Source organism: Pseudomonas sp. NPDC086566 (assembly GCF_050280885.1).
GTDB lineage: Bacteria > Pseudomonadota > Gammaproteobacteria > Pseudomonadales > Pseudomonadaceae > Aquipseudomonas > Aquipseudomonas vlassakiae.
This window is the reverse complement of sequence record NZ_JBNNWD010000007.1, coordinates 375,690-396,994: the sequence shown is the minus strand read 5'-3', so window position 1 is coordinate 396,994 and position 21,305 is coordinate 375,690. Positions and strand designations below refer to the sequence as shown.

The window sequence follows — 21,305 nt, the reverse complement described above, 5'->3', positions numbered from 1 at the left end:
CTCAAACCTCCTCCAGTGAATTCATGAACGCTTCCATGTCGGCCCAGTCCTCGTCGGCGGTACCGCCCAGGGCCTCCAGTTCTTCAGCCAGGGCGGCCAGGTGCGGGCGTTCGAACAGGCTGCGCATGGGCAGCGCGACGCCCAGTTCGGACTTGATCCGGGCAATGACCTGGGCTGCCAGCAGCGAATGCCCGCCCAGGTCGAAGAAGCTGTCGTCGAGGCCGACGCGGGGCACCTGCAAGACTTCCATCCAGATTGCCGCCAGGCGTTGCTGCGGCTCGCTGACTGGCGCACGGAAGCCGGCCTGCAGCTGGCTCGGGTCAGGCGCGGGCAAGGCTTTACGGTCGAGTTTGCCGCTGGCGGTCAGCGGCAGGCGGTCCAGCAGCACCAGGTGCGAGGGGACCATGTAGTCCGGCAACGTCGCGCGCAGGGCCTCGCGGATCGTCTGGCGCTGCGCCCCGGCAGCACCGCCGTCGGTAGCAATGACCACATAGGCCACCAGCTGCCGTCCACCGGCCATGTCCAGGGCCAGCACCGCCGCTTCGCGCACGCCGGGGCATTGCTGCAGGCGCATCTCGATTTCGCCGAGTTCGATACGGAAGCCGCGCACCTTCACCTGATGATCGACCCGGCCGATGTACTCGATGGCGCCATTGGCGTCGAAACGGGCACGGTCACCCGTGCGGTACAAGCGCGCGCCGGGCACCTCGGGGTCGGGCAGGAAGCGTTCGGCGCTGAGTGCGGGCTGGCCGTGGTAACCGCGCGCAAGGCCCGGGCCACCGATGTACAGCTCGCCAATGGCGCCAGCCGGTACGGGCTGCATCTCGCCGTCGAGGATGCACAGGCGCCGGCCGGCCAGCCCCTCGCCGATGGGAATACCGCGCCAGGACACATCCTGCGAGGCCAGCGCCGTGCAGTCGTGGATGCTGGACACCACCGTGGCCTCGGTCGGGCCATAGGTGTTGAGCAGGCGCACGCCGGCCAGGCCGGCGCGGCGCCACAGGTCGAGGCCGTCCACTGCCATGGCTTCGCCGCCGACATGCACCTGGCGCAGTGCGGCAAACGCCTGTGGCGTGTCGCGCGCGTAGTCCTGCACCAGCATGTGCCAGTAGGCAGCCGGCAGGTCGGCGACGGTGATCCCGTGCTGTTCCAGTGCCTGCAGGAAGCTGGCGCTGTCCCACAGGCGGCTGTCGCGCAGCACCACACGGGCACCGACGCACAGCGGTGGGTAGAACTGCTCGACGAAGCCGTCGAAGCTGCAGGTGGCGAACTGCAGCACGCGATCATCGGCGGTCAGGCGCGAATAGTCGCTGGCCAGTTCGCAGAACTCGGCCAGCGCGCCGTGGCTGATGGCGACGCCCTTGGGACGGCCGGTGGAGCCGGAGGTGTAGATCACGTATGCCAGGTTGCCGGGCTGCAGTGCTACCTGCGGTGCATGCTCAGGTTGCTCACCTTGCGCGTGGTCCAGGCACAGGACCTCGATACCGTCGGCTTCAGGCAGTTGGCTAAGCAGGTTCGATTGGGTCAACAGCAGACGCAGGCCGCTGTCGGCGAACACCTGGGCGATGCGTTCGCTGGGTGCTTGCGGGTCCAGCGGCACATAGGCACCGCCGGCCTTGAGCACCGCCAGTAGGGCCACCCCCATGTCCAGCGAGCGTTCAAGCGCAACACCGACCAGCACCTCAGGGCCGACACCCGCCTGCACCAGGCTCTGGGCCAGGCGGTTGCTGCGACGCTCCAGCTCGGCATAGCTCAGGCTGGCGCCCTGCCCTTCGCCAGCCAGCACCAGCGCGACGGCCTCGGGCGTACGCGCTGCCTGGGCCTGGAAGCGCTGGTGGGCCAGCGCCGCCGCCTGAGATGCAGGTGCTCGCAGTGCCCAGCCCTGCAACTGGCGCGCCTCTGCAGCATCCAGCAATGGCAACTGGCCGATCCGGCATTTCGGGTCGGCCAGCACACTGCGCAACAGATTGCGCCAGTGGTCGGCCATGCGCGCGACGGTAGCAGCATCGAACAGGTCGATGGCGTAAGTGAAAGCGGCCATCAAGCGCTCGCCTTCCTCACGGGTTTCCAGCATCAGGTCGCTGGCCGCGGCATGGCTGCGGGCGCCGGCCACGCTCTGCTCGGCATCCAGATGCGCCAGTTGCAAGCCGCAACCCAGGCGCATGCCCTGGATGTCGGTGACCAGCGGCTGGTGGTTGTACATCACCTGGAACAGCGCGTTGTGGCTCTGGCTGCGGTTGGGCTGCAGCGCCTCGAGCAGCGCATCGAATGGCAGCTCCTGGTGGGCCTGGGCGCCAAGGGCGGTCTGATGCAGCGCAGCCAGTAGCTGCTCGAAGGTCTGGCGCCCATCCAGCTGACTGCGCAGCACCTGGGTATTGACGAAGAAGCCGATCAGCCCCTCGACCTCAGCGCGGTTGCGGTTGGCGATCAGGCCGCCGACGCGGATATCACCCTGCCCGCTGTAGCGGTACAACAGGGTCTTGAAGGCTGCCAGCAGCACCACGAACAAGGTCGTGCCCTGGCGCTGGGCCAGCGCCTTCAGGCCGCTGCGCAGCCCGGCGTCGATGGCGAACTCCAGGCGCGCACCGGCATGGCTCGGCTGTGCCGGGCGTGGCCGGTCGGTGGGCAGCTCCAGAGGCTCATGCTCCTCCCCCAGCTGAGCTCGCCAGTAGTCGAGCTGACGGGCCTGCTCCCCGGCTTCCATCCAGCTGCGCTGCCACAGGGCGTAGTCACGGTAGTGCACGGCCAGCGCCGGTAATTGGGCTTGGTCTCCGGCGCTGCGGGCGTCCAGGCAGCGCATGAACTCGTCGATGAGGATGTTCATCGACCAACCGTCAGCAATGATGTGATGCAGGGTCAACAGCAGCACATGTTCATCCGCAGCCAGTTGCAGCAGCGCGGCCCGCAGCAACGGGCCTTGTTGCAGGTCGAACGGCAGGCCGGCTTCACGGGTGACTTCCTCACGGGTCCGCCGCAGGCGCTGTTCGGCATCCAGGGCGGACAGGTCGACATGGCGAACCTGCACCTGCACACCCTCAGCGACACGCTGCAAGGCCTGGCCGTCGACTTCCTCGAAGGTGGTGCGCAGGCACTCGTGGCGCTGCACCAGATCGGCAAAGGCCAGGTCCAGCGCCTGGCGGTCGAGGCAGCCTAGCAGGCGCACGGCCCCTGGCAGGTTGTAGGCAGCGCTGCCGGGTTCCAGCTGCCAGAGGAACCACATGCGCTGCTGGGCATAGGAAAGCTGGTCGCGACCGGCTATGCCGCTGCAGTCGGGGATGGGGTATTGAGTGAAATCGACTTGCTCGTCGCGCAGGGCGGCGAAGAAGACACGGCGTTTTTCCAGCGGCAGTTCAATGAAGCGACGCGCCAGCTTCAGGGATTGATCGAGGGTGCTCATAGGTCGTCCGAACCGGTGATGGGAGCCGCCCTGGGCTCCGCGATACCTGTTGAACGAATGATTCCGGCTTGCATTTAGGCGCTGTGTGCAAAACCCGCAACCCCGCTTTTGCGGCAACGCGCCGGCACGCCCGGAGACGAGCCGGCGGTCGCTGCAGCGCTGCGCGGATCAGCCCGCGCCGTGCCCCTCGGCCATGGCCACGATGACCTTGCGCTTGCCGGTGAAGCTGCTGCGGGCGTGGGCGGCGAGCATGTTGTCGAGCATCAGCACATCGCCTTCCTCCCAGGGGAAGGCGATGGTGCATTCATCCAGCACGCCCCGCACTTCGTCAAGGATCGCGTCTTCGATAGGTGAACCGTCACCGTAATAGACATTACGTGGCAGGTCTTCCTCGTCGACGATTTCCAGCAGGCTCTCGCGCACCTCGGGCGGCAGGTTGGACACATGGAACAGGTGCGCCTGGTTGAACCACACATCCTCACCGGTTCGCGGGTGGCGGGCCACGGCCTGGCAGACCTGGCGCGTGCGCAGTTCGCCATCGTCCTTCCATTCACAGCTGATCGCATGGCGTTGGCAGTAGGCTTGCACGACTGCCGGATCGTCACTGTTGAACACCTGCTCCCACGGTACATCCAGGCCGTTGCCGAAGTTGCGCACGTACATCAGCCCATGGCGGTTGAATCGTTCATGAATGCGCGGATCGATCCGGCGGAACACTTCGCGGCTGTCGGCAATGGGCGTTTCCCCGCCGCTCTCGGCGGCGATCATGCTGTAGAACCAGATCTTCATCGGCCATTCACGGGTGTAGGCCTGTTCGTTGTGCAGCGGGATTTTCTGGTGCGGCGGGTACTCGGTGGAGGTGTACACGCCTTGGGTGACGTTACTGCGGGGGGTAGAGCCGAACTCGTAGTTCAGCAGCGGGTGGCCGAAGCCGCCGGCGAAGCTGCGGAAGGCCTCGGCGCCACCCACGTCGAAACCACGAAAAAGGATGCCACCGGCATCGAGCAAGTGGCGATCAACCAACGCGCGGATTGGCTCCAGCGCCTCGTTGAGGTCCAGGCCAGCGTGGGGCGCCTCGACCAACAACGGCAGGCTGCGCTGGCCGGGCAACAAGGGCCTGGCCAGCAGTTCCAGAATGGCGCTCATGGCGTCCCCCTTGCGGCAGCTGGCCGCAGCGGGTTGAGCAGCAATTGTTTGGCAACAGGCAGCGCCTGGCTGGCCTTGAAACAGGTGGCGGCAAGCATCCTTCGACCCTCGATGAAAAGACAGCAAGCTCCGGTGGCGCCTACGGCGCACGTCGGCCTTGTGCAAAGGAAACGAGGGGCAGAGGGAGGGATTTAGCGTGGATGGCGTCCCCGGCAGGAATCGAACCTGCACCAGAGTCTTAGGAGGACCCCGTTCTATCCATTAAACTACAGGGACTGAAACCCGCCAGCCATGTGCTGACTGAATGCAACAACAGCGGGACGGCGAGCATGTTAACCAGCGCGCCACCGTTTGTCATGCCTGAATCGGGCTTTTTGCACGTAGGGGCTTTCTGAAAGCCGTTCAGCCAATCAACTGTTCCTGGCGCAACAGATCGAGGAAGGCCGCCACCGCCGTGGCCAACGCCCCTGAATTGTCGAGGTGGTGCAGCGACGGCCCAGCGTCCAATTGCAACTGCGCATTGCGCGCCAGGCGCTGGTCGACTTGCTCCGGGGTCTCCCGCCCACGGGCCAGCAAGCGTTCACGCAGCACGTCGGGCTGCACGTCCAGGCACACCGCCAAAAGACCAGGGTAACGCGCCTGGGCTTCTGGCAAATAAGCCCGAGAACCATTGACCAGCACCGAGCGCCCCTGCGCCAGCCAAGCGTCCACCTGGGCCGGTATCCCGTAATCCAGACCATTGGCCCGCCAGTGCATGGCAAACGCGCCCTCCTCGCGCAACCGCGCGAACCGCTCTGCGCTGACGCCATGGGCCGCTTCACCCTTGGCTTCGGCGGAACGGGTAATGACGCGACGGGCTATTTCCACCCCCGCGGCAGACAATTGCGCACGAGCCGCATCGATCAGGGAATCTTTTCCTGAACCGGAGGGTCCTATCAGGAATATCAGGCGGCCTGAGGCCCTTTCTCGGGCGCTTGCGTCATGTTGCATAGCCACTATGCTCTATGGAAGGAAACCCGCGCATTCTAGGTGTTTTCTGCGTCCTTTGCTGCGTTTTACAGGTTTTTGACGGCAAAAGGCTGACGGTACGACTGGCCGGATGATGTAAAACTTTTCAAACCAGTACTCATTTCTGATAATTGGTACTGGCAAAAAGCCTTTATCCGGCTCACTATTTGTCACAGAATTGACGCCAAGGAAACGGCGACCATGAGGCAAGATGACCTTCCAAATATTCATGACGGTTGAACATTTTGTCGTCGCCACGGTCGTACTTCCACCCCGTGCGGCCAATTTGAGAACCGCTTCCCCTGAACCAGTAAATCCGGTCAATTTATATGCGCCCAATGAAACAGGCTATTTATTCGAGCCGCACCGCTGACAAGTTCGTCGTCCGCCTGCCAGACGGGATGCGTGAGCGCATTGCCGAGGTAGCGCGCAACCATCACCGCAGCATGAACTCCGAGATCATCGCGCGCCTGGAGCAGAGCCTTATCCAGGAAGGTGCGCTGGGCGACGAGCTGAGCATGCGCCTGGACAGCCCGGAGCTGTCGCTGCATGAGCGCGAGCTCCTGCAACGTTTCCGCCAGCTGTCGCACCGCCAGCAGAATGCGCTGGTGGCCCTCATCGCTCACGATGTGGAAATGGCCGCCGACGCCTCCTGAGGCCGGCAGCGAGCAGACACGAAAAAGCCAGCGTATGCTGGCTTTTTTCGTTGGGCTTGTTTTTCTCCAGGCGCTTCAGAGCAGGAACAGTGTTGCCAGGCCCAGGAAGATGAAGAAGCCGCCACTGTCGGTCACGGCGGTGATCATCACGCTCGAGCCCATGGCCGGATCGCGCCCCAGGCGCGTCAGGGTCATGGGAATCAGCACGCCCATGAAGGCCGCCAGCAACAGGTTCAGCGTCATGGCGGCGGTCATCACCACGCCCAGAGACCAGCTGCCATAGAGCCAGAAGGCCACCGCGCCGATTACCCCGCCCCAGACCAGGCCATTGAGCAGCCCCACCGCCAACTCCTTGCGCATCAGCCGGCTGGTATTGCCCGGCGACACCTGGTCCAGCGCCATGGCACGGACGATCATGGTGATGGTCTGGTTGCCCGAGTTGCCACCAATACCGGCAACGATAGGCATCAGCGCAGCCAGCGCCACCAGCTTCTCGATCGAACCTTCGAACAAGCCGATTACCCGTGAGGCGACAAAGGCGGTAATCAGATTGATCGCCAGCCAGGCCCAACGGTTGCGCAGCGAACGCCAGACCGAGGCAAAGATGTCTTCCTCTTCACGCAGACCGGCCATGTTGAGGACTTCGCTTTCGCTCTCCTCACGAATCAGGTCAACCATCTCGTCGATGGTCAGACGGCCGATCAGACGATCGCCCTTGTCCACCACGGGCGCCGAAACCAGGTCATAACGTTCGAAGGCCTGAGCCGCGTCGTAGGCATCTTCCTCAGGATGGAAAGATACGGGGTCGGTCGCCATGACCTCCGCCACTTTCTTCTCTGGGTCGTTGACCAATAGGCGCTTGATTGGCAACACGCCCTTGAGAATGCCTTCATAGTCGACCACGAACAGCTTGTCAGTGTGGTTGGGCAGCTCTTTCAGGCGGCGCAAATAACGCAGCACCACTTCCAGGCTGACGTCTTCGCGGATGGTGACCATCTCGAAGTCCATCAGCGCACCGACCTGCTCCTCGTCATAGCTCAGTGCCGAACGCACCCGCTCGCGCTGCTGGGCATCGAGGCTTTCCATCAGCTCGTGAACCACGTCACGCGGCAGCTCTGGCGCCAGGTCGGCCAGTTCGTCGGCGTCCATTTCCTTGGCGGCAGCCAGGATCTCGTGATCGTCCATGTCGGCGATCAGCGATTGACGAACAGAGTCGGAAACTTCGAGGAGGATGTCGCCGTCACGGTCCGAGCGCACCAACTGCCAGACCGTCAGACGGTCTTGCAGGGGCAAGGCTTCGAGGATGTAGGCGATGTCGGCAGGGTGCAGGTCGTCCAGCTTGCGCTGCAGGTCGACCAGATTCTGACGGTGGACAAGGTTTTCCACCAGGTCGTTGTGCTGACCTTCCTGACGATGCGTCAGGTCTTCCACCACACGCTGGCGCTGCAGCAGTTCGACCACCTGGGCCAGGCGATCCTGCAGGCTCTCTTGCGCTTTCTTTACTTCTACTTCAGTCATAGGCGAACTCCACTCCCAGCAGCGGAGCACGCCGGGAGAATCAATCAGTCAGATCTAGCTGTAAGAAACTTGTTAAGGAGTAACTACTGGGTAAGTCCATGGTGGTTTTCCACAAGCCCCGGCGGGGCTGACGGGCGCAATCATACACTGCCTAAGCTGTCAGATCGCTTAAAATTTCGGCCAGAACAATCGTTTGCGAGATAAAGCTGGGACAACGCTCGATGCCACCTGTGCGACGGCATGCGCGTGAAAAAAAACACATTCACCGTGCAAAAGTCTGTCGGGCTGGTTACTGTGCAGTCTAGTCAGGCATCACTGACAAATCAGTGAAAGAGAAAACAAAAAGCCCGCTCAAGTGAGCGGGCTTCTTGTCGTGTATGGCGGACTCAGCAGGATTCGAACCTGCGACCGCTCGGTTCGTAGCCGAGTACTCTATCCAGCTGAGCTATGAGTCCGTGGTTGGCAGTTTCAAACCAGATACCGCTGGCGAGTGAAGCGACTTTGCAAGCAGAGCCACTTCAAAAGTGGCGGACTCAGCAGGATTCGAACCTGCGACCGCTCGGTTCGTAGCCGAGTACTCTATCCAGCTGAGCTATGAGTCCGTGGTTGGCAGTTTTAAACCAGATACCGCTGGTGAATGAAGCGACCTTGCAAGCAGAGCCACTTCAAAAAGTGGCGGACTCAGCAGGATTCGAACCTGCGACCGCTCGGTTCGTAGCCGAGTACTCTATCCAGCTGAGCTATGAGTCCGCGATTGGTAATTTTAGACCAGGTTACCACTGGTGATTTGAAGCAGCTCTGCATGCAAAGCCACTTCAAAAGTGGCGGACTCAGCAGGATTCGAACCTGCGACCGCTCGGTTCGTAGCCGAGTACTCTATCCAGCTGAGCTATGAGTCCGTGTCTTGCCGCGCATGATAGTTCGCTGAAACATTTTTGCAAGAACTTTTTCGTCTAAATTCAACGAGTTAGCGTTCTTACCGTTTACAGCGCCCTACGCAAATAATGGCGGTGAAGGGGGGATTCGAACCCCCGATACCCTTATGAGGTATACTCCCTTAGCAGGGGAGCGCCTTCGGCCACTCGGCCACCTCACCGCAACACGAGGCGAATATTAAACAGGCTCTTCCTCGTTTGCAACCCTTTTTTTGAAAAAAACTTCAAAAAAATTAAAGGCTTGGCTCCTCGTCCTTCTCTTTCTTGATCCGCAGGTAGATTTCTTCGCGGTGAACGGCCACTTCTTTAGGGGCGCTGACACCAATACGCACCTGGTTGCCTTTCACGCCGAGCACCGTCACGGTGATCTCGCCGTCTCCAATGATCAGGCTCTCGGCGCACCGACGAGTCAGAATCAACATAGCTTTCTCCTTACGCAAAACATTCAGGGATTACAGTCTTGGGATGTCAGGCCTGAGCGCGGACAACGCACATGGCCTGGATGATCGCCCCGCCGGCAGGACAAGGCCTGCGTGGCGACCAGAAACGCGAAGGGCGCGGCTAAGCCGCGCCCTCCAGGCAAGGCGTTACTCGCCCTGTCGGGCCGGAGCGTCAAGTTCGAACGCGGTGTGCAGCGCACGTACGGCCAGCTCCAGGTACTTCTCTTCGATGACCACCGAGACCTTGATTTCGGAGGTGGAGATCATCTGGATGTTGATGCTCTCCTTGGCCAGGGCTTCGAACATGCGGCTGGCAACGCCCGCGTGGGAGCGCATGCCAACGCCGACGATCGACACCTTGGCGATCTTGGTGTCGCCGATCACTTCACGGGCACCGATCTCACGCGCGGTGTTTTCCAGCACGCTGTAGGCCTTCTCGTACTCGTTGCGGTGCACGGTGAAGGTGAAGTCGGTGGTGTTATCGTGGGAAACGTTCTGCACGATCATGTCCACTTCGATGTTCGAAGCGCTGATCGGGCCGAGGATCTTGAAGGCAACGCCCGGGGTGTCCGGCACGCCACGAATGGTCAGCTTGGCCTCATCACGGTTGAAGGCGATACCGGAAATGATCGGCTGTTCCATGGATTCCTCTTCATCAATGGTAATGAGGGTACCCGGACCCTCCTTGAAGCTGTGCAGCACGCGCAGCGGTACGTTGTACTTGCCGGCGAACTCCACCGAACGGATCTGCAGCACCTTGGAACCGAGGCTGGCCATTTCCAGCATCTCTTCGAAGGTGATCTTCTCCAGGCGCTGCGCTTGCGGCACAACGCGCGGGTCGGTGGTGTAGACGCCATCGACGTCGGTGTAGATCTGGCACTCGTCAGCCTTCAGCGCAGCCGCCAGGGCTACGCCGGTGGTGTCGGAGCCACCACGGCCGAGGGTGGTGATGCTGCCGTGCTCGTCGACACCCTGGAAACCGGCCACCACGACCACGCGGCCTTCCTTGAGGTCGGCACGGATCTTCTGGTCGTCGATCTGCAGGATGCGCGCCTTGTTGTGCGCGCTGTCGGTGAGGATGCGCACCTGGTTGCCGGTGTAGGACACCGCTGGCACACCACGCTTGATCAAGGCCATGGTCAACAGGGCAATGGTGACCTGCTCACCGGTCGACACGATCACATCCAGCTCACGCGGAACCGGCTGATCGGTGATCTGCTTGGCCAGATCGATCAGGCGATTGGTTTCACCGCTCATGGCCGACAGCACAACCACCAGGTCGTCGCCCGCTTCACGGTGTTTCTTGACCTTTTCGGCAACCTGCTCGATCCGCTCGATGGAACCGACAGAGGTGCCGCCAAATTTCTGTACGATCAACGCCATTTCAATGGTGCCTCAGCCCGTACCGGGCCTCAAAAAAACCATCCAACATGAAGGAGCCGACGACTAGACCGTCGGCCCCTTCATCTCAAAGTCCCTGCTCTGCGAACGGCACGGCCAGCGCCAGCGCCTGGTCCAGTGCAGCGACGTCGACGCCACCACCCTGGGCCATGTCCGGACGGCCACCGCCCTTGCCACCCACTGCCGCAGCGGCTTGTTTCATCAGGTCACCAGCCTTGAGTTGGCTGGAGAGGTCCTTGGTCACGCCGGCCACCAGCACGACCTTGCCCTCATGCTCGCTGCCCAGCAGGATCACTGCGTGGCCGAGCTTGTTCTTCAGCTGATCGACCAGCGCCAGCAGTGCCTTGCCATCCTGCCCATCCAGGCGGGCGGCAAGCACCTTGGCACCTTTGACCTCAACGGCCGCATTGGAGAGATCGTCCCCGGCGGCGCTGGCGGCCTTGGCCTGCAGCTGCTCGAGCTGCTTTTCCAGCTGGCGGTTGCGCTCGAGCACAGCCGACAGCTTGTCGATCAGGTTGTCACGGTTGCCCTTGACCAGCTGCGCGGCTTCCTTGACCTGCTCTTCGGCAGCGTTCAGGTAGTCCAGCGCAGCGGCACCGGTAACCGCTTCGATACGGCGCACGCCCGAGGCCACGCCGCCTTCGCTGATGATCTTGAACAGGCTGATATCGCCGGTGCGCTTGGCGTGGATGCCGCCGCACAGCTCGACGGAGAAATCGCCGCCCATGCTCAGCACGCGCACGGTGTCACCGTACTTCTCGCCGAACAGGGCCATGGCCCCCTTGGCCTTGGCGGTTTCGATATCGGTCAGCTCGGTTTCAACCGGGGTGTTCTTGCGCACTTCACGGTTGACGATGTCTTCCAGGGCCTTGATCTGCTCCGGCTTCACCGCCTCGAAATGGCTGAAGTCGAAACGCAGGCGCTGGCTGTCGACCAGCGAGCCCTTCTGTTGTACGTGCTCGCCCAGCACCTGGCGCAGCGCTTCGTGCAGCAGGTGAGTGGCCGAGTGGTTCAGCGAGGTGGCGTGCTGCACCTCGGCATCGACCTTGGCCTCGACAGGCGAGCCGATGACCAGCGCACCGCTGGCGACCACGCCGTGGTGCAGGAAGGCACCGCCGGTCTTGGTCGTGTCGCGCACGTCGAAGCGTGCAGCGCCGGCCTGGAGGAAGCCGCTGTCGCCGACCTGGCCACCGGATTCGGCATAGAACGGGGTGCGGTCGAGCACCACGACGCCCTGCTCGCCTTCACCCAACTGGTCGACAGACTGGCCGTCCTTGTACAGGGCGATGATCTTGCCCTGGCCTTCGGTGGCGTCATAGCCGAGGAACTCGGTGGCGCTGTCGACCTTGACCAGGCTGTTGTAGTCCATGCCGAAGCTGCTGGCAGAGCGGGCACGCTCGCGCTGGGCTTCCATTTCACGCTCGAAGCCGGCTTCGTCGATGGTCAGCTCGCGCTCGCGGGCGATGTCGGCGGTCAGGTCCATCGGGAAACCGTAGGTGTCATACAGCTTGAACACCACGTCGCCCGGGACCACGTCGCCCTTGAGCTGGGCCAGGTCCTGCTCGAGGATGCGCAGGCCCTGCTCCAGGGTCTTGGCGAACTGTTCTTCCTCGGCCTTGAGCACGCGCTCGATGTGCGCCTGCTGGCTCTTGAGCTCGGGGAAGGCCTCGCCCATCTCGGCGGCCAGCGCAGCGACGATCTGGTAGAAGAAGCTGCCCTTGGCGCCCAGCTTGTTGCCGTGACGGCAAGCGCGGCGAATGATGCGGCGCAGCACGTAGCCACGGCCTTCGTTGGACGGCAGTACACCGTCGGCAATCAGGAAGCCGCAGGAACGGATGTGGTCGGCAACCACTTTCAGCGAAGCCTGGCCGTCGTTGCTGCAGCCGATGGCCTTGGCCGCGGCAGACAGCAGGTTCTGGAAGAGGTCGATCTCGTAGTTCGAATGCACGTGCTGCATGACCGCACTGATGCGCTCCAGGCCCATGCCGGTATCCACCGACGGCGCTGGCAGCGGGTGCAGCACACCGTCGGCGGTGCGGTTGAACTGCATGAAGACGTTGTTCCAGATCTCGATGTAGCGGTCGCCGTCTTCTTCCGGCGAGCCGGGTGGGCCGCCCCAGATGTCGGCGCCGTGGTCGTAGAAGATCTCGGTGCAAGGGCCGCACGGGCCGGTGTCACCCATGGTCCAGAAGTTGTCGGAGGCGTATGGGGCGCCTTTGTTGTCGCCGATGCGCACCATGCGCTCGGCCGGCACGCCGACTTCCTTGGTCCAGATGTCGTAGGCTTCGTCGTCGGAGGCGTAGACGGTGACCCAGAGCTTTTCCTTTGGCAGGTTCAGCCACTTGTCTGAGGTCAGGAAGGTCCAGGCGAAGGTGATCGCATCGCGCTTGAAATAGTCGCCGAAGCTGAAGTTGCCCAGCATTTCGAAGAAGGTGTGGTGACGCGCGGTGTAGCCGACGTTTTCCAGGTCGTTGTGCTTGCCACCGGCACGCACGCACTTCTGGCTGCTGACAGCGCGGGTGTAGGCACGCTTCTCGGCACCGAGGAAGCAGTCCTTGAACTGGTTCATGCCAGCGTTGGTGAACAGCAGGGTCGGGTCGTTGTTCGGGATCAGCGAACTGGAGGCGACTCGGGTATGGCCCTGCTCTTCGAAGAAGCGGAGGAAGGCTTCACGGATTTCTGCGCTTTTCATAGGTTCTTCCACGGAAACGGCGGCCCTTGGGGGCAAACACGTCGACGAAACGACGGCAAAGGGCCGCATTATATCGGTCCTGCAAGCAAGGTGCAGTGTGTTTATGCGATAGAAAGCGTCGATTGGACGGCTTTCAAGGCGCTTGCAAACGAAAATGACATGAGCGGATGCTAATTGCAGCCTTTCGCCACTGGCAAGCCAATTACCGCCCAAGGGAAGGGAAAATGGAACAGGCGATGAATTAAAAGGTTTTCATGAGCGCCTGGATCCGAAACCGGGCCGGCTGCTTCGCGGGCAAGCCCGCGAAGAAGACAACGCAGGTCTCAGCCCAGTCGCTGCCCAGAATCCGGCACGATCAGGATGCCGGCGCGCAGGCCATTCTTGACTTTGGGATTGGGAAAAATGATCCGCGCCCCCTCCTCCTCGACCACCCAGCGCATCTCCGCCAGGTCTTCGGCCAGCAAGTACCCTTTGCTCAGCTCGGAGAAGTTCTCGATGTCCGCCGGCAGGTGCAGGTGGAAGCTGTCGCTGTGCTTGATGATCTCGCGGGCGACGCTGAACAGCTTGAGGCCATGCAGCGAGCCGTCGATTTCAGGCTCGGTATCCTCGATGATATGGATCAACCGCTCTTCGAGCTTGTCGAGGTTGACGTGCTCGTTCTGCCCGAACGGCCGCGCCTTGCCCAGCTCCAGGGTGAACGCCTCGGCATCCAGTTGCTCGTAGGTGAAGGCACTGAAGGTGATGGATGACTTGCTTTGCAACAGCACCGCCTCCATGCCGGCAGCAGCCAGGCGGGCCAGCTCGCGACGGGAATGCGTGCGCCCCTCCTTGTAAGGGTAAAGGGCGAACTGCTCGATCTTCGAGCCACGGATGGCGGTATGCAGGTCGTAATGCAGGCGGGTACGCCCAGGCTTGCTGAAGAATACCCGGGCGAACTGTTCCAGCTCGGCGGCGCGCAACGCCTCGAAACCACTGGAGAGCTCGTGCCGACCGTTGAACAGCCGGTTGATGTCCTGCTCGACGAAACGCTCGCCCTTGCGGATGGCGACCGGGTTGCCAAACAGGAACAAAATCCGCGCACGCGGCTTGATCTTGCCGTTGGCCACGCCATGCAGGAGCCTTTCGAGCAGTTCGATCGGTGCCGTCTCGTTACCATGAATACCAGCCGACAGCAGCAGGTCGAGCCCACAATCCTCGTTTTCGGGCGGACGCACTTCCAGTGCGCCCTCCCCCAACCAGCGCAACCGCACGCCCTTGGTTGTCACTTGGGTCTTCTCGGCCGGTTCGTGATCGGTCAGGGTCAGCTCGAGCAATTTGCCAAGGGCGAGCATAGGCGCTTCCTTAGTGGTGGTGGCCGCAGTCAGGGCCATGGACGTGATCGTCCTCTTCGCCGACTTCCGCCGGCTCCATTTCCAGCTGCAGGCTGACCAGGTTGGTGGCCATCGGGCGCAGCAGCAGGTTGGCGTACTCGACATCGCCTTCCTCGACATCCACGCCGATCAGCAGCTGGCCACGGCCGTCCTGCTGAACCCACACTTCCTTGCCTTGCCAGACAATGGCAAAACGGGTGCAGGAGGTTTCCAGCTGGGTGCCGTCTACATCTTCGAGGATCAGGCGCAGGGCGTCGGTCATTGCAAATTCTCTCTTCAAGGTTGGCGTTGGAACGGGTACACCGAGCCCAACTTCAGGATCTGGGTCAATTCATCCAGTGCGGTGCGGCACTCCAGCAGCAGCTGCGGGTCGGCAAGGTCGGCTTCGCCAAGGCGATCGCGGTAATGCTTGTCGACCCACTGCAGCAGGGTGTCGTACAGCGGGGCGGTCATGATAACGCCTGGATTGACCGCTGCCAGTTCCGATTCCTTCAATGCCACGCGCAATCGCAGGCAAGCCGGGCCACCGCCGTTCTGCATGCTCTGCTTGAGGTCGAACACCTTGACCTCCTTCACCGCACCGCCCTGGGCGGTCAACTGCCCCAGATAGGCCCAGACCCGCTCGTTGTTGCGGCACTCTTCCGGCACCACCAGCAGCATCGAGCCATCGTCACGGCTGAGCAGCTGGCTGTTGAACAGGTAGGAGCGCACTGCATCTTCTACCGTCACCGCCGCACGCGGCACACGGATGGCCTGGAAGTTGCCACCCTTGCTGGCCAGTTTAGCCTGCAGCTGGCCAAGCACCGCGTCGGTCTCGAGGAACGCGTCCTCATGGTAGAAGAGCACTTCACCGTTACCGACCGAAATCACATCGTTGTGAAACACGCCCTGGTCGATCACCGCCGGGTTCTGTTGAGCGTAGACCACACCGTCCTCGTTCAGGCCGTGCAGCCGCGCCACAGCCTGGGAGGCCTCCAGTGTTTGCCGCGCCGGATACTTCTGCGGCGCGGGGTAGCGGCTATCGAAGGCACTGCGGCCATAGACGAAGAACTCCACACCGGCCTCACCGTATTCGCGGCAGAAGCGCGTATGGTTGGCCGCGCCTTCATCGCCGAATTGCGCCACAGCGGGCAGCGCTTCGTGGTGGGCGAAGTGCTTGTCGTTGTTGAACATTGCCGCCAGCACACGGCTGGTAGTCGGGTGCTCGATGCTACGGTGGTACTTGCAGTTGAGGTTGGCAGCCGTAAAGTGCACGCGACCATCGGCGGTGTCGGCGCTCGGGCTGACGGTGGCGGCATTGGCCACCCACATGCTCGAGGCCGAGCAGCTGGCGACCAGCAGTGGCATGGCCTCCTTGGCGGCACGCCGAATCACCTCGGCATCGCTGCCGCTGAAGCCCAGGCGGCGCAGGGCGGCCACGTCAGGGCGCTCTTGCGGCGCCAGCACGCCCTGCTTGAAGCCCATGTCGGCCAGCGCTTTCATCTTGGCCAGGCCCTGGCGTGCCGCTTCCCGCGGGTTTGACCCTTGCTGGCTGTTGCTCTGCGAAGCCACGTTACCGTAGGACAGGCCGCCGTAGTTGTGGGTTGGCCCCACCAGGCCATCAAAATTCACTTCATAGGATTTCATCGGCTAGGCTCCGTGACCTGTTGTTATAGGGTGACGCCCGGCGTCAGGGTCGCCGGCAGGGCAAGGCTGGCGGTCTCCAGCGAAGCCACGGGGTAAGCGCAGTAATCGGCTGCGTAGTAGGCACTGGCGCGATGGTTGCCACTGGCACCGACCCCACCGAACGGCGCACTGCTGGCGGCGCCGGTCAGCTGTTTGTTCCAGTTGACGATACCGGCGCGACTGCGCAGCCAGAAGTACTGGTAGCGCGCCCGGGAATCGGACAGCAGGCCGGCGGCCAGGCCGTACTGGGTGTTGTTGGCCTCGTCGATGGCGGCATCGAAGTCGGCGTAGCGGATGACCTGCAACAGCGGGCCGAAGAACTCTTCGTCCGGGCGCCCGGCCACGGCCGTGACATCGAGAATGCCAGGCGTCAGCAGTGCGGCGCCGGCCTGCGGCTGGGTCATTGCCAGCAGCGTCACGGCGCCCTTGGCCAGCAGTTCGGCCTGGGCCGCAATCAATGCCTGCGCTGCCTGCAGCGAGATCACCGACCCCATGAACGGCGCCGGTTGCTGGTCGAAGGCGCCGACGGTGATGCTGCGGCACACCTCGACCAGCCTCGCGATCAGCGCATCGCCCCAGGCACCTTGCGGCACCAGCAGACGGCGCGCACAGGTGCAGCGCTGGCCGGCAGAAATGAATGCCGACTGGATGATGGTGTACACCGCAGCATCAAGGTCCTTGACCTCATCCACCACCAGCGGGTTGTTACCGCCCATTTCCAGGGCAAGGATCTTCTCCGGGCGGCCGGCGAACTGCTGGTGCAGCAGGTTGCCGGTGCGGCTGGAGCCGGTGAAGAACAGGCCATCGATACCCGGGTTGGCAGCCAGCGCCACACCGGTTTCACGGGCGCCCTGCACCAGGTTGAGCACACCGGCCGGCAGGCCAGCGGCGATCCAGCAGTTGACCGTCAGTTCAGCGACCTTCGGGGTCAGCTCGCTGGGTTTGAACACCACGCAGTTGCCCGCCAGCAGTGCCGGCACGATGTGGCCATTGGGCAAATGGCCAGGGAAGTTGTAAGGGCCGAACACTGCCACCACGCCGTGGGGCTTGTGCCGCAGCACGGCGGTGGCATCGGCCAGCGGGCCGCTCTTCTCGCCGGTACGCTCGCGGTAGCTCTGCACCGAAATCGCCACCTTGTTGACCATGCTGGTCACTTCCGTGGCCGATTCCCACAGTGGCTTGCCAGTCTCCTCACCAATGCAATGTGCCAGTGCCTCGGCATGCTGCTTCAGCTGATCGGCGAACTTCTCCAGCACCTCGATGCGGGCGTCCAGGCTCAGTTGAGCCCAGGCCGGGAATGCCTGGCGGGCCGCCTTGACGGCTGCGTCGACCTGGCCGGCATCGGCCCCCTGCCCTTGCCAGACAACCGCCTGGGTCACCGGATCGAGCGACTGCAGGGCTTCGCCCTGGCCAGCCAGCCAATGGCCTGCGATGTAATGCGTAGTCATTTACTGGGCCTCCCGGCTTGCCGACAGCGGCACGGCGCGTACATTGTCGCCGGCGCCCATGCGCAGGCGCTTGGCGGTCAGCGGGTCGACCACCAGGGTGCCCGCGGCGAGGCGCGCGGGGGCTGCGGTGATGCGGCAGTCGTCGCGCTTGCGGTTGTGAATGATGTAAGGGGTCGCGTCATCACCGGGCGTGCCCACGGCCAGCACGAGGGTTTCGCTCTCGCGCACGGCGCGGATCTTCGACGTCTCGCATTCGATGGCCGGGCCTGCGTCGAAGATGTCGACGTAGCCCTGGTAGCTGAAGCCTTCCTGCTTGAGCATCGCCAGCGCAGGTTCGGTGTCGGTGTGCACACGACCGATGACATTGCGCGCAGCTTCGGACAGGAAGCAGGTGTACAGCGGGAACTTGGGCATCAGCTCGGCAATGAACGACTTGTTGCCCACGCCAGTGAGGTAGTCGGCTTGGCTGAATTCCATCTTGAAGAAGTGCCGGCCCAGGCTTTCCCAGAAGGGCGAACGGCCTTGCTCGTCGGACATGCCGCGCATTTCAGCGATGATCTTGTTGCCAAACAGTTCAGGGAACTCGGCAATGAACAGCATGCGCGCACGCGACAGCAGGCGGCCGTTGAGCCCGGAGCGGTAATCGCTGCGCAGGAACAGCGAGCACAACTCGGAGTTGCCGGTCAGGTCGTTGGCCAGGAACAGCGTGGGGATTTCGCGGTAGATCTTCAGCTCCTGGGAGGCGCTGACCGTCAGGCCGACCCGGTAGTTGTACCAGGGCTCACGCAGGCCCACGGCGCCGGCGATGGCGCTGATGCCGACCACCAGGCCCTCATCGTTCTCCAGCACGAACAGGTAGTCGGTGTCGCCACGCTCGGCTTCGCCGCGGAAGCTCTTTTCGGCCCAGCCGACGCGGTGGCCAAGGCGCTCCTCGTTGGCCGGCAGGGTTGTCAGCCCGGTGGTGCCGGTGCTGCGGGCCAATTCGATCAGCGCGGGTAAATCGCTGCTGCGTACAGGACGAACGATCATGCTATCTCCTAGTGCGGCGGCCTGTGCCTGCCGCGAAACTCAACGTTCCGGCGTGTGCGAAGCTCAGGCGGCGACCAGGCGCACGCTGGCGCCTTCACCCACACCCAGGGCTTCGGCCGCCTGGCTGCCCAGGTTGACCGGCTTGCCCGGCACCCAGTCCAGTTCCAGCAGCACGGCGCGGTAATCCTGCAACTGGCCGTTGCACACCAGGTAAGGACGACCGCCCTTTACCGGGGTGTCGTCCACCTTGACCGGCACCACGCGGCTCTGGGCGATCGAGCGGATCCCCGAGGTACGCGCATGCAGCGTCGGGCCGCCGTCGAAGATGTCGATGTAGTGCTCGGTCTCGAAACCTTCGCGCATGAGGATGTCGAAGGTGATCTGTGCCCGCGGGTGCACCTGGCCCATTGCTTCTTGTGCGTCGTCGGGCAGCAGCGGCACGTAGATCGGGTAATGCGGCATCAGTTCGGCGAGGAAGGTGCGGCTCTTGAGGCCACACAGGCGCTCGGCGTGGGCGTAGTTGAGGTCGAAGAAGTTGCGACCGATGGCATCCCAGAACGGCGATTCGCCTTGTTCGTCGCTATAGCCGACGATCTCGGTGACCACCGAGTCGGCGAAGCGCTCCGGGTGCGAGGCCATGAACAGCAGGCGGCCACGGGAGTTGAGCTCGGCCCAGCCACTGTTCACCAGTTCCGGCAACACATAGAAGCTGGTCAGCAAACTGTTGCCGGTCAGGTCGTGGCACAACGAGAGGACGTGGATCTTGTTGTGAATCTTCAGTTCACGCGAAGCATGCACGAAGGTCTCGTTGCGGAAGCTGTAGAACGGCTCGGAATAGCCAGCCGAGGCGACGATGGCCGAACACCCCGCAAGCTTGCCCGTCTCGCTGTCCTCGAGCACGAAGAAGTAGCTTTCTTCACCGTTGAAGCTGACTTCAGCGGCGAAGGAGGTTTCCGAGGCGGCAATCTTGTCGCCCAGGCGGGCGGCATCGTCCGGCAGCGAGGTGACACCAACGGGGCTGTCGGCAGCCATGCGCTGCACTTCGTTCAGATCAGCCATTTGCGCGGGGCGCATCACCAGCATGGTGTCACTCCTTTGGAAAAACGGGCCATTCACGACGGCACGGAAAATCGGCGGGCGCATGAGCCCCCGCACTGGAATTCGAGGTTCACCGGCCCGGGGCCTCGAACGGCCACGGCCGGTGAACGGACCGCAGGCCGATCAGCCCTTGGTCAGTTGCGCCACAGCGCGTTCGAAGCGATCGAGACCTTCGTCGATGTCGGCATCTTCGACCACCAGGCTTGGCGCGAAGCGGACCACATCCGGGCCGGCCTGCAGCACCATCACGCCTTCTTTTTCAGCAGCGTTGAGCACATCCTTGGCCTTGCCCTTCCAGGCTTCGGACAGCACACAGCCGATCAGCAGGCCGACGCCACGCACCTGACTGAACAGCCCGTACTGCTGGCCGATCTTTTCCAGGCGGGACTTGAAACGCTCGTGCTTGGCCTTGATGCCCGCCAGGGTTTGCGGGGTATTGACCACATCCAGCACCGCGCAGGCGACGGCGCAGCCCAGCGGGTTGCCGCCGTAGGTGGTGCCGTGGGTGCCGACAGCCAGGTGCTTGGCGATGTCGCTGGTGGTCAGCATGGCGCCAATCGGGAAACCGCCGCCCAGGCTCTTGGCACTGGTCAGGATGTCGGGGGTCACGCCGAAGTGCTGGTAGGCGTACAGCGAGCCGGTACGACCAACGCCAGTCTGCACTTCGTCGAAGATCAGCAGGGCGTTGTGCTCGTCGCACAGCTTGCGCGCGCCTTCCAGGTAAGCCTTGTCGGCCGGTACCACACCGCTCTCGCCCTGGATCGGTTCGATCACCACGGCGCAGGTCTTGTCGGAAATCTGTGCCTTCAACGCTTCCAGGTCGTTGTAGGGCACATGGCTGATGCCGGTGATCTTCGGCCCGAAGCCGTCGGAGTACTTGGGCTGGCCACCGACGCTGACGGTGAACAGGGTGCGACCGTGGAAGCTGTTCACGGTGGAGATGATCTCGTGCTTCTCAGGGCCGAAGCGGTCATGGGCGACGCGACGGGCCAGCTTGAAGGCGGCCTCGTTGGACTCGGCGCCGGAGTTGCAGAAGAACGCCCGGTCGGCAAAGGTGGCATCGACCAGCTTGTGCGCCAGGCGCAGGGCTGGTTCGTTGGTGAACACGTTGGATACGTGCCAGAGGGTGTTGGCCTGTTCGGTCAGGGCCTTGACCAGGGCCGGATGGCAATGGCCCAGGGCGTTCACCGCGATGCCGCCGGCAAAGTCGATGAGTTCGCGGCCCGACTGGTCCCAGACGCGGGAACCCTCGCCTCGCACAGGAATGAAGGCCGCCGGAGAATAGTTGGGGACCATGACCTGGTCGAAATCGGCACGTTGCACCGGGGCTTGCTCAACGGACATCTGAGTCTCCTGAAGAGGAACGCTGGCCTGGAAGTGGCGAGCGATGGGGGGATTGTAAGGACTGAACCGCGCCTGTCCTTGCGGCCAAGCGACAACTTGTTACAGCGCAAAACCCAGTTTTACCCAGGCTTTCGGCAATGCGACAAACACTGTCGCAA

At 62.9% G+C, this 21,305-nt stretch carries 15 protein-coding genes and 6 tRNA genes; 1 reads left to right on the top strand and 20 read right to left on the bottom strand.

What is annotated here, in order from left to right:
- Position 1 precedes the first annotated feature (1 nt).
- The 4 genes from ACQKPS_RS18840 to phnN all read right to left on the bottom strand — a co-directional run bounded on the left by ACQKPS_RS18840 (position 2) and on the right by phnN (position 5,533).
- Positions 2–3,397 carry an amino acid adenylation domain-containing protein gene (locus tag ACQKPS_RS18840; RefSeq protein WP_427605308.1) on the bottom strand — a complete coding sequence of 1,132 codons (3,396 nt, stop codon included), beginning with the start codon at positions 3,395–3,397 and terminating at the stop codon, positions 2–4.
- A 168-nt stretch (positions 3,398–3,565) separates the two neighbouring features.
- Positions 3,566–4,543, bottom strand: a complete 978-nt coding sequence (locus ACQKPS_RS18835; RefSeq protein WP_283723716.1) for a TauD/TfdA family dioxygenase — start codon at positions 4,541–4,543, stop codon at positions 3,566–3,568.
- A gap of 201 nt (positions 4,544–4,744) precedes the next feature.
- Positions 4,745–4,819, bottom strand: a tRNA-Arg gene (locus ACQKPS_RS18830).
- Positions 4,820–4,945: 126 nt separating this feature from the next.
- On the bottom strand, positions 4,946–5,533 hold the full coding sequence (phnN, locus tag ACQKPS_RS18825; RefSeq protein WP_254484150.1) for a phosphonate metabolism protein/1,5-bisphosphokinase (PRPP-forming) PhnN: 588 nt from the start codon (positions 5,531–5,533) through the stop codon (positions 4,946–4,948).
- 347 nt (positions 5,534–5,880) lie between these two features.
- Here phnN and ACQKPS_RS18820 point away from each other — a divergent pair, with 347 nt between their 5' ends.
- Complete coding sequence (locus ACQKPS_RS18820) at positions 5,881–6,207, top strand: Arc family DNA-binding protein (protein WP_003254499.1); 327 nt, start codon at positions 5,881–5,883, stop codon at positions 6,205–6,207.
- A gap of 75 nt (positions 6,208–6,282) precedes the next feature.
- On the opposite strand, the gene mgtE is transcribed toward ACQKPS_RS18820, so the two are convergent.
- The 16 genes from mgtE to ACQKPS_RS18740 all read right to left on the bottom strand — a co-directional run bounded on the left by mgtE (position 6,283) and on the right by ACQKPS_RS18740 (position 21,147).
- A complete protein-coding gene (gene mgtE / locus ACQKPS_RS18815) occupies positions 6,283–7,725 on the bottom strand; it encodes a magnesium transporter (protein WP_054886203.1) in 1,443 nt (480 codons plus the stop codon).
- Positions 7,726–8,103: 378 nt separating this feature from the next.
- Positions 8,104–8,180: transfer RNA gene (locus ACQKPS_RS18810), tRNA-Arg, on the bottom strand.
- Between the two features lie 70 nt (positions 8,181–8,250).
- Positions 8,251–8,327 (bottom strand) — tRNA-Arg (locus ACQKPS_RS18805).
- 71 nt (positions 8,328–8,398) lie between these two features.
- Positions 8,399–8,475, bottom strand: a tRNA-Arg gene (locus ACQKPS_RS18800).
- A gap of 72 nt (positions 8,476–8,547) precedes the next feature.
- Positions 8,548–8,624 (bottom strand) — tRNA-Arg (locus ACQKPS_RS18795).
- 106 nt (positions 8,625–8,730) lie between these two features.
- Positions 8,731–8,821: transfer RNA gene (locus tag ACQKPS_RS18790), tRNA-Ser, on the bottom strand.
- Positions 8,822–8,893: 72 nt separating this feature from the next.
- Positions 8,894–9,082 carry a carbon storage regulator CsrA gene (gene csrA, locus ACQKPS_RS18785; RefSeq protein ID WP_003254503.1) on the bottom strand — a complete coding sequence of 63 codons (189 nt, stop codon included), beginning with the start codon at positions 9,080–9,082 and terminating at the stop codon, positions 8,894–8,896.
- A 165-nt stretch (positions 9,083–9,247) separates the two neighbouring features.
- On the bottom strand, positions 9,248–10,483 hold the full coding sequence (locus ACQKPS_RS18780; RefSeq protein WP_099815407.1) for an aspartate kinase: 1,236 nt from the start codon (positions 10,481–10,483) through the stop codon (positions 9,248–9,250).
- 85 nt (positions 10,484–10,568) lie between these two features.
- The gene (alaS, locus tag ACQKPS_RS18775) at positions 10,569–13,193 is read right to left on the bottom strand and encodes an alanine--tRNA ligase (RefSeq protein ID WP_283723714.1); all 2,625 of its coding nucleotides are present in this window, start codon (positions 13,191–13,193) and stop codon (positions 10,569–10,571) included.
- A 323-nt stretch (positions 13,194–13,516) separates the two neighbouring features.
- On the bottom strand, positions 13,517–14,524 hold the full coding sequence (gene astE, locus ACQKPS_RS18770) for a succinylglutamate desuccinylase (RefSeq protein WP_254485541.1): 1,008 nt from the start codon (positions 14,522–14,524) through the stop codon (positions 13,517–13,519).
- 10 nt (positions 14,525–14,534) lie between these two features.
- Positions 14,535–14,825 carry a hypothetical protein gene (locus ACQKPS_RS18765; protein WP_054886207.1) on the bottom strand — a complete coding sequence of 97 codons (291 nt, stop codon included), beginning with the start codon at positions 14,823–14,825 and terminating at the stop codon, positions 14,535–14,537.
- A 14-nt stretch (positions 14,826–14,839) separates the two neighbouring features.
- A complete protein-coding gene (astB, locus tag ACQKPS_RS18760) occupies positions 14,840–16,189 on the bottom strand; it encodes an N-succinylarginine dihydrolase (RefSeq protein ID WP_254484146.1) in 1,350 nt (449 codons plus the stop codon).
- 23 nt (positions 16,190–16,212) lie between these two features.
- Positions 16,213–17,676: a succinylglutamate-semialdehyde dehydrogenase gene (gene astD / locus ACQKPS_RS18755; protein WP_427605307.1), complete on the bottom strand. Its 1,464-nt coding sequence runs from the start codon at positions 17,674–17,676 to the stop codon at positions 16,213–16,215.
- Positions 17,677–18,705 (bottom strand): arginine N-succinyltransferase, encoded by a 1,029-nt coding sequence (astA, locus tag ACQKPS_RS18750; protein WP_176509048.1) that lies wholly within the window; start codon positions 18,703–18,705, stop codon positions 17,677–17,679.
- A gap of 63 nt (positions 18,706–18,768) precedes the next feature.
- On the bottom strand, positions 18,769–19,788 hold the full coding sequence (gene aruF / locus ACQKPS_RS18745) for an arginine/ornithine succinyltransferase subunit alpha (RefSeq protein ID WP_254484139.1): 1,020 nt from the start codon (positions 19,786–19,788) through the stop codon (positions 18,769–18,771).
- A gap of 138 nt (positions 19,789–19,926) precedes the next feature.
- The gene (locus tag ACQKPS_RS18740) at positions 19,927–21,147 is read right to left on the bottom strand and encodes an aspartate aminotransferase family protein (RefSeq protein ID WP_254484137.1); all 1,221 of its coding nucleotides are present in this window, start codon (positions 21,145–21,147) and stop codon (positions 19,927–19,929) included.
- Positions 21,148–21,305 lie beyond the last annotated feature (158 nt).

Excerpts from the sequence above, each read along its gene's own strand:
- astE (WP_254485541.1), bottom strand. The coding sequence starts at position 14,524 with ATGCTCGCCCTTGGCAAATTGCTCGAGCTGACCCTGACCGATCACGAA.
- ACQKPS_RS18780 (WP_099815407.1), bottom strand. The coding sequence starts at position 10,483 with ATGGCGTTGATCGTACAGAAATTTGGCGGCACCTCTGTCGGTTCCATC.
- ACQKPS_RS18740 (WP_254484137.1), bottom strand. The coding sequence starts at position 21,147 with ATGTCCGTTGAGCAAGCCCCGGTGCAACGTGCCGATTTCGACCAGGTC.
- phnN (WP_254484150.1), bottom strand. The coding sequence starts at position 5,533 with ATGCAACATGACGCAAGCGCCCGAGAAAGGGCCTCAGGCCGCCTGATA.
- ACQKPS_RS18835 (WP_283723716.1), bottom strand. The coding sequence starts at position 4,543 with ATGAGCGCCATTCTGGAACTGCTGGCCAGGCCCTTGTTGCCCGGCCAG.
- aruF (WP_254484139.1), bottom strand. The coding sequence starts at position 19,788 with ATGCTGGTGATGCGCCCCGCGCAAATGGCTGATCTGAACGAAGTGCAG.
- mgtE (WP_054886203.1), bottom strand. The coding sequence starts at position 7,725 with ATGACTGAAGTAGAAGTAAAGAAAGCGCAAGAGAGCCTGCAGGATCGC.
- astA (WP_176509048.1), bottom strand. The coding sequence starts at position 18,705 with ATGATCGTTCGTCCTGTACGCAGCAGCGATTTACCCGCGCTGATCGAA.
- ACQKPS_RS18820 (WP_003254499.1), top strand. The coding sequence starts at position 5,881 with ATGCGCCCAATGAAACAGGCTATTTATTCGAGCCGCACCGCTGACAAG.
- ACQKPS_RS18840 (WP_427605308.1), bottom strand. The coding sequence starts at position 3,397 with ATGAGCACCCTCGATCAATCCCTGAAGCTGGCGCGTCGCTTCATTGAA.
- astD (WP_427605307.1), bottom strand. The coding sequence starts at position 17,676 with ATGACTACGCATTACATCGCAGGCCATTGGCTGGCTGGCCAGGGCGAA.
- alaS (WP_283723714.1), bottom strand. The coding sequence starts at position 13,193 with ATGAAAAGCGCAGAAATCCGTGAAGCCTTCCTCCGCTTCTTCGAAGAG.
- ACQKPS_RS18765 (WP_054886207.1), bottom strand. The coding sequence starts at position 14,825 with ATGACCGACGCCCTGCGCCTGATCCTCGAAGATGTAGACGGCACCCAG.
- astB (WP_254484146.1), bottom strand. The coding sequence starts at position 16,189 with ATGAAATCCTATGAAGTGAATTTTGATGGCCTGGTGGGGCCAACCCAC.
- csrA (WP_003254503.1), bottom strand. The coding sequence starts at position 9,082 with ATGTTGATTCTGACTCGTCGGTGCGCCGAGAGCCTGATCATTGGAGAC.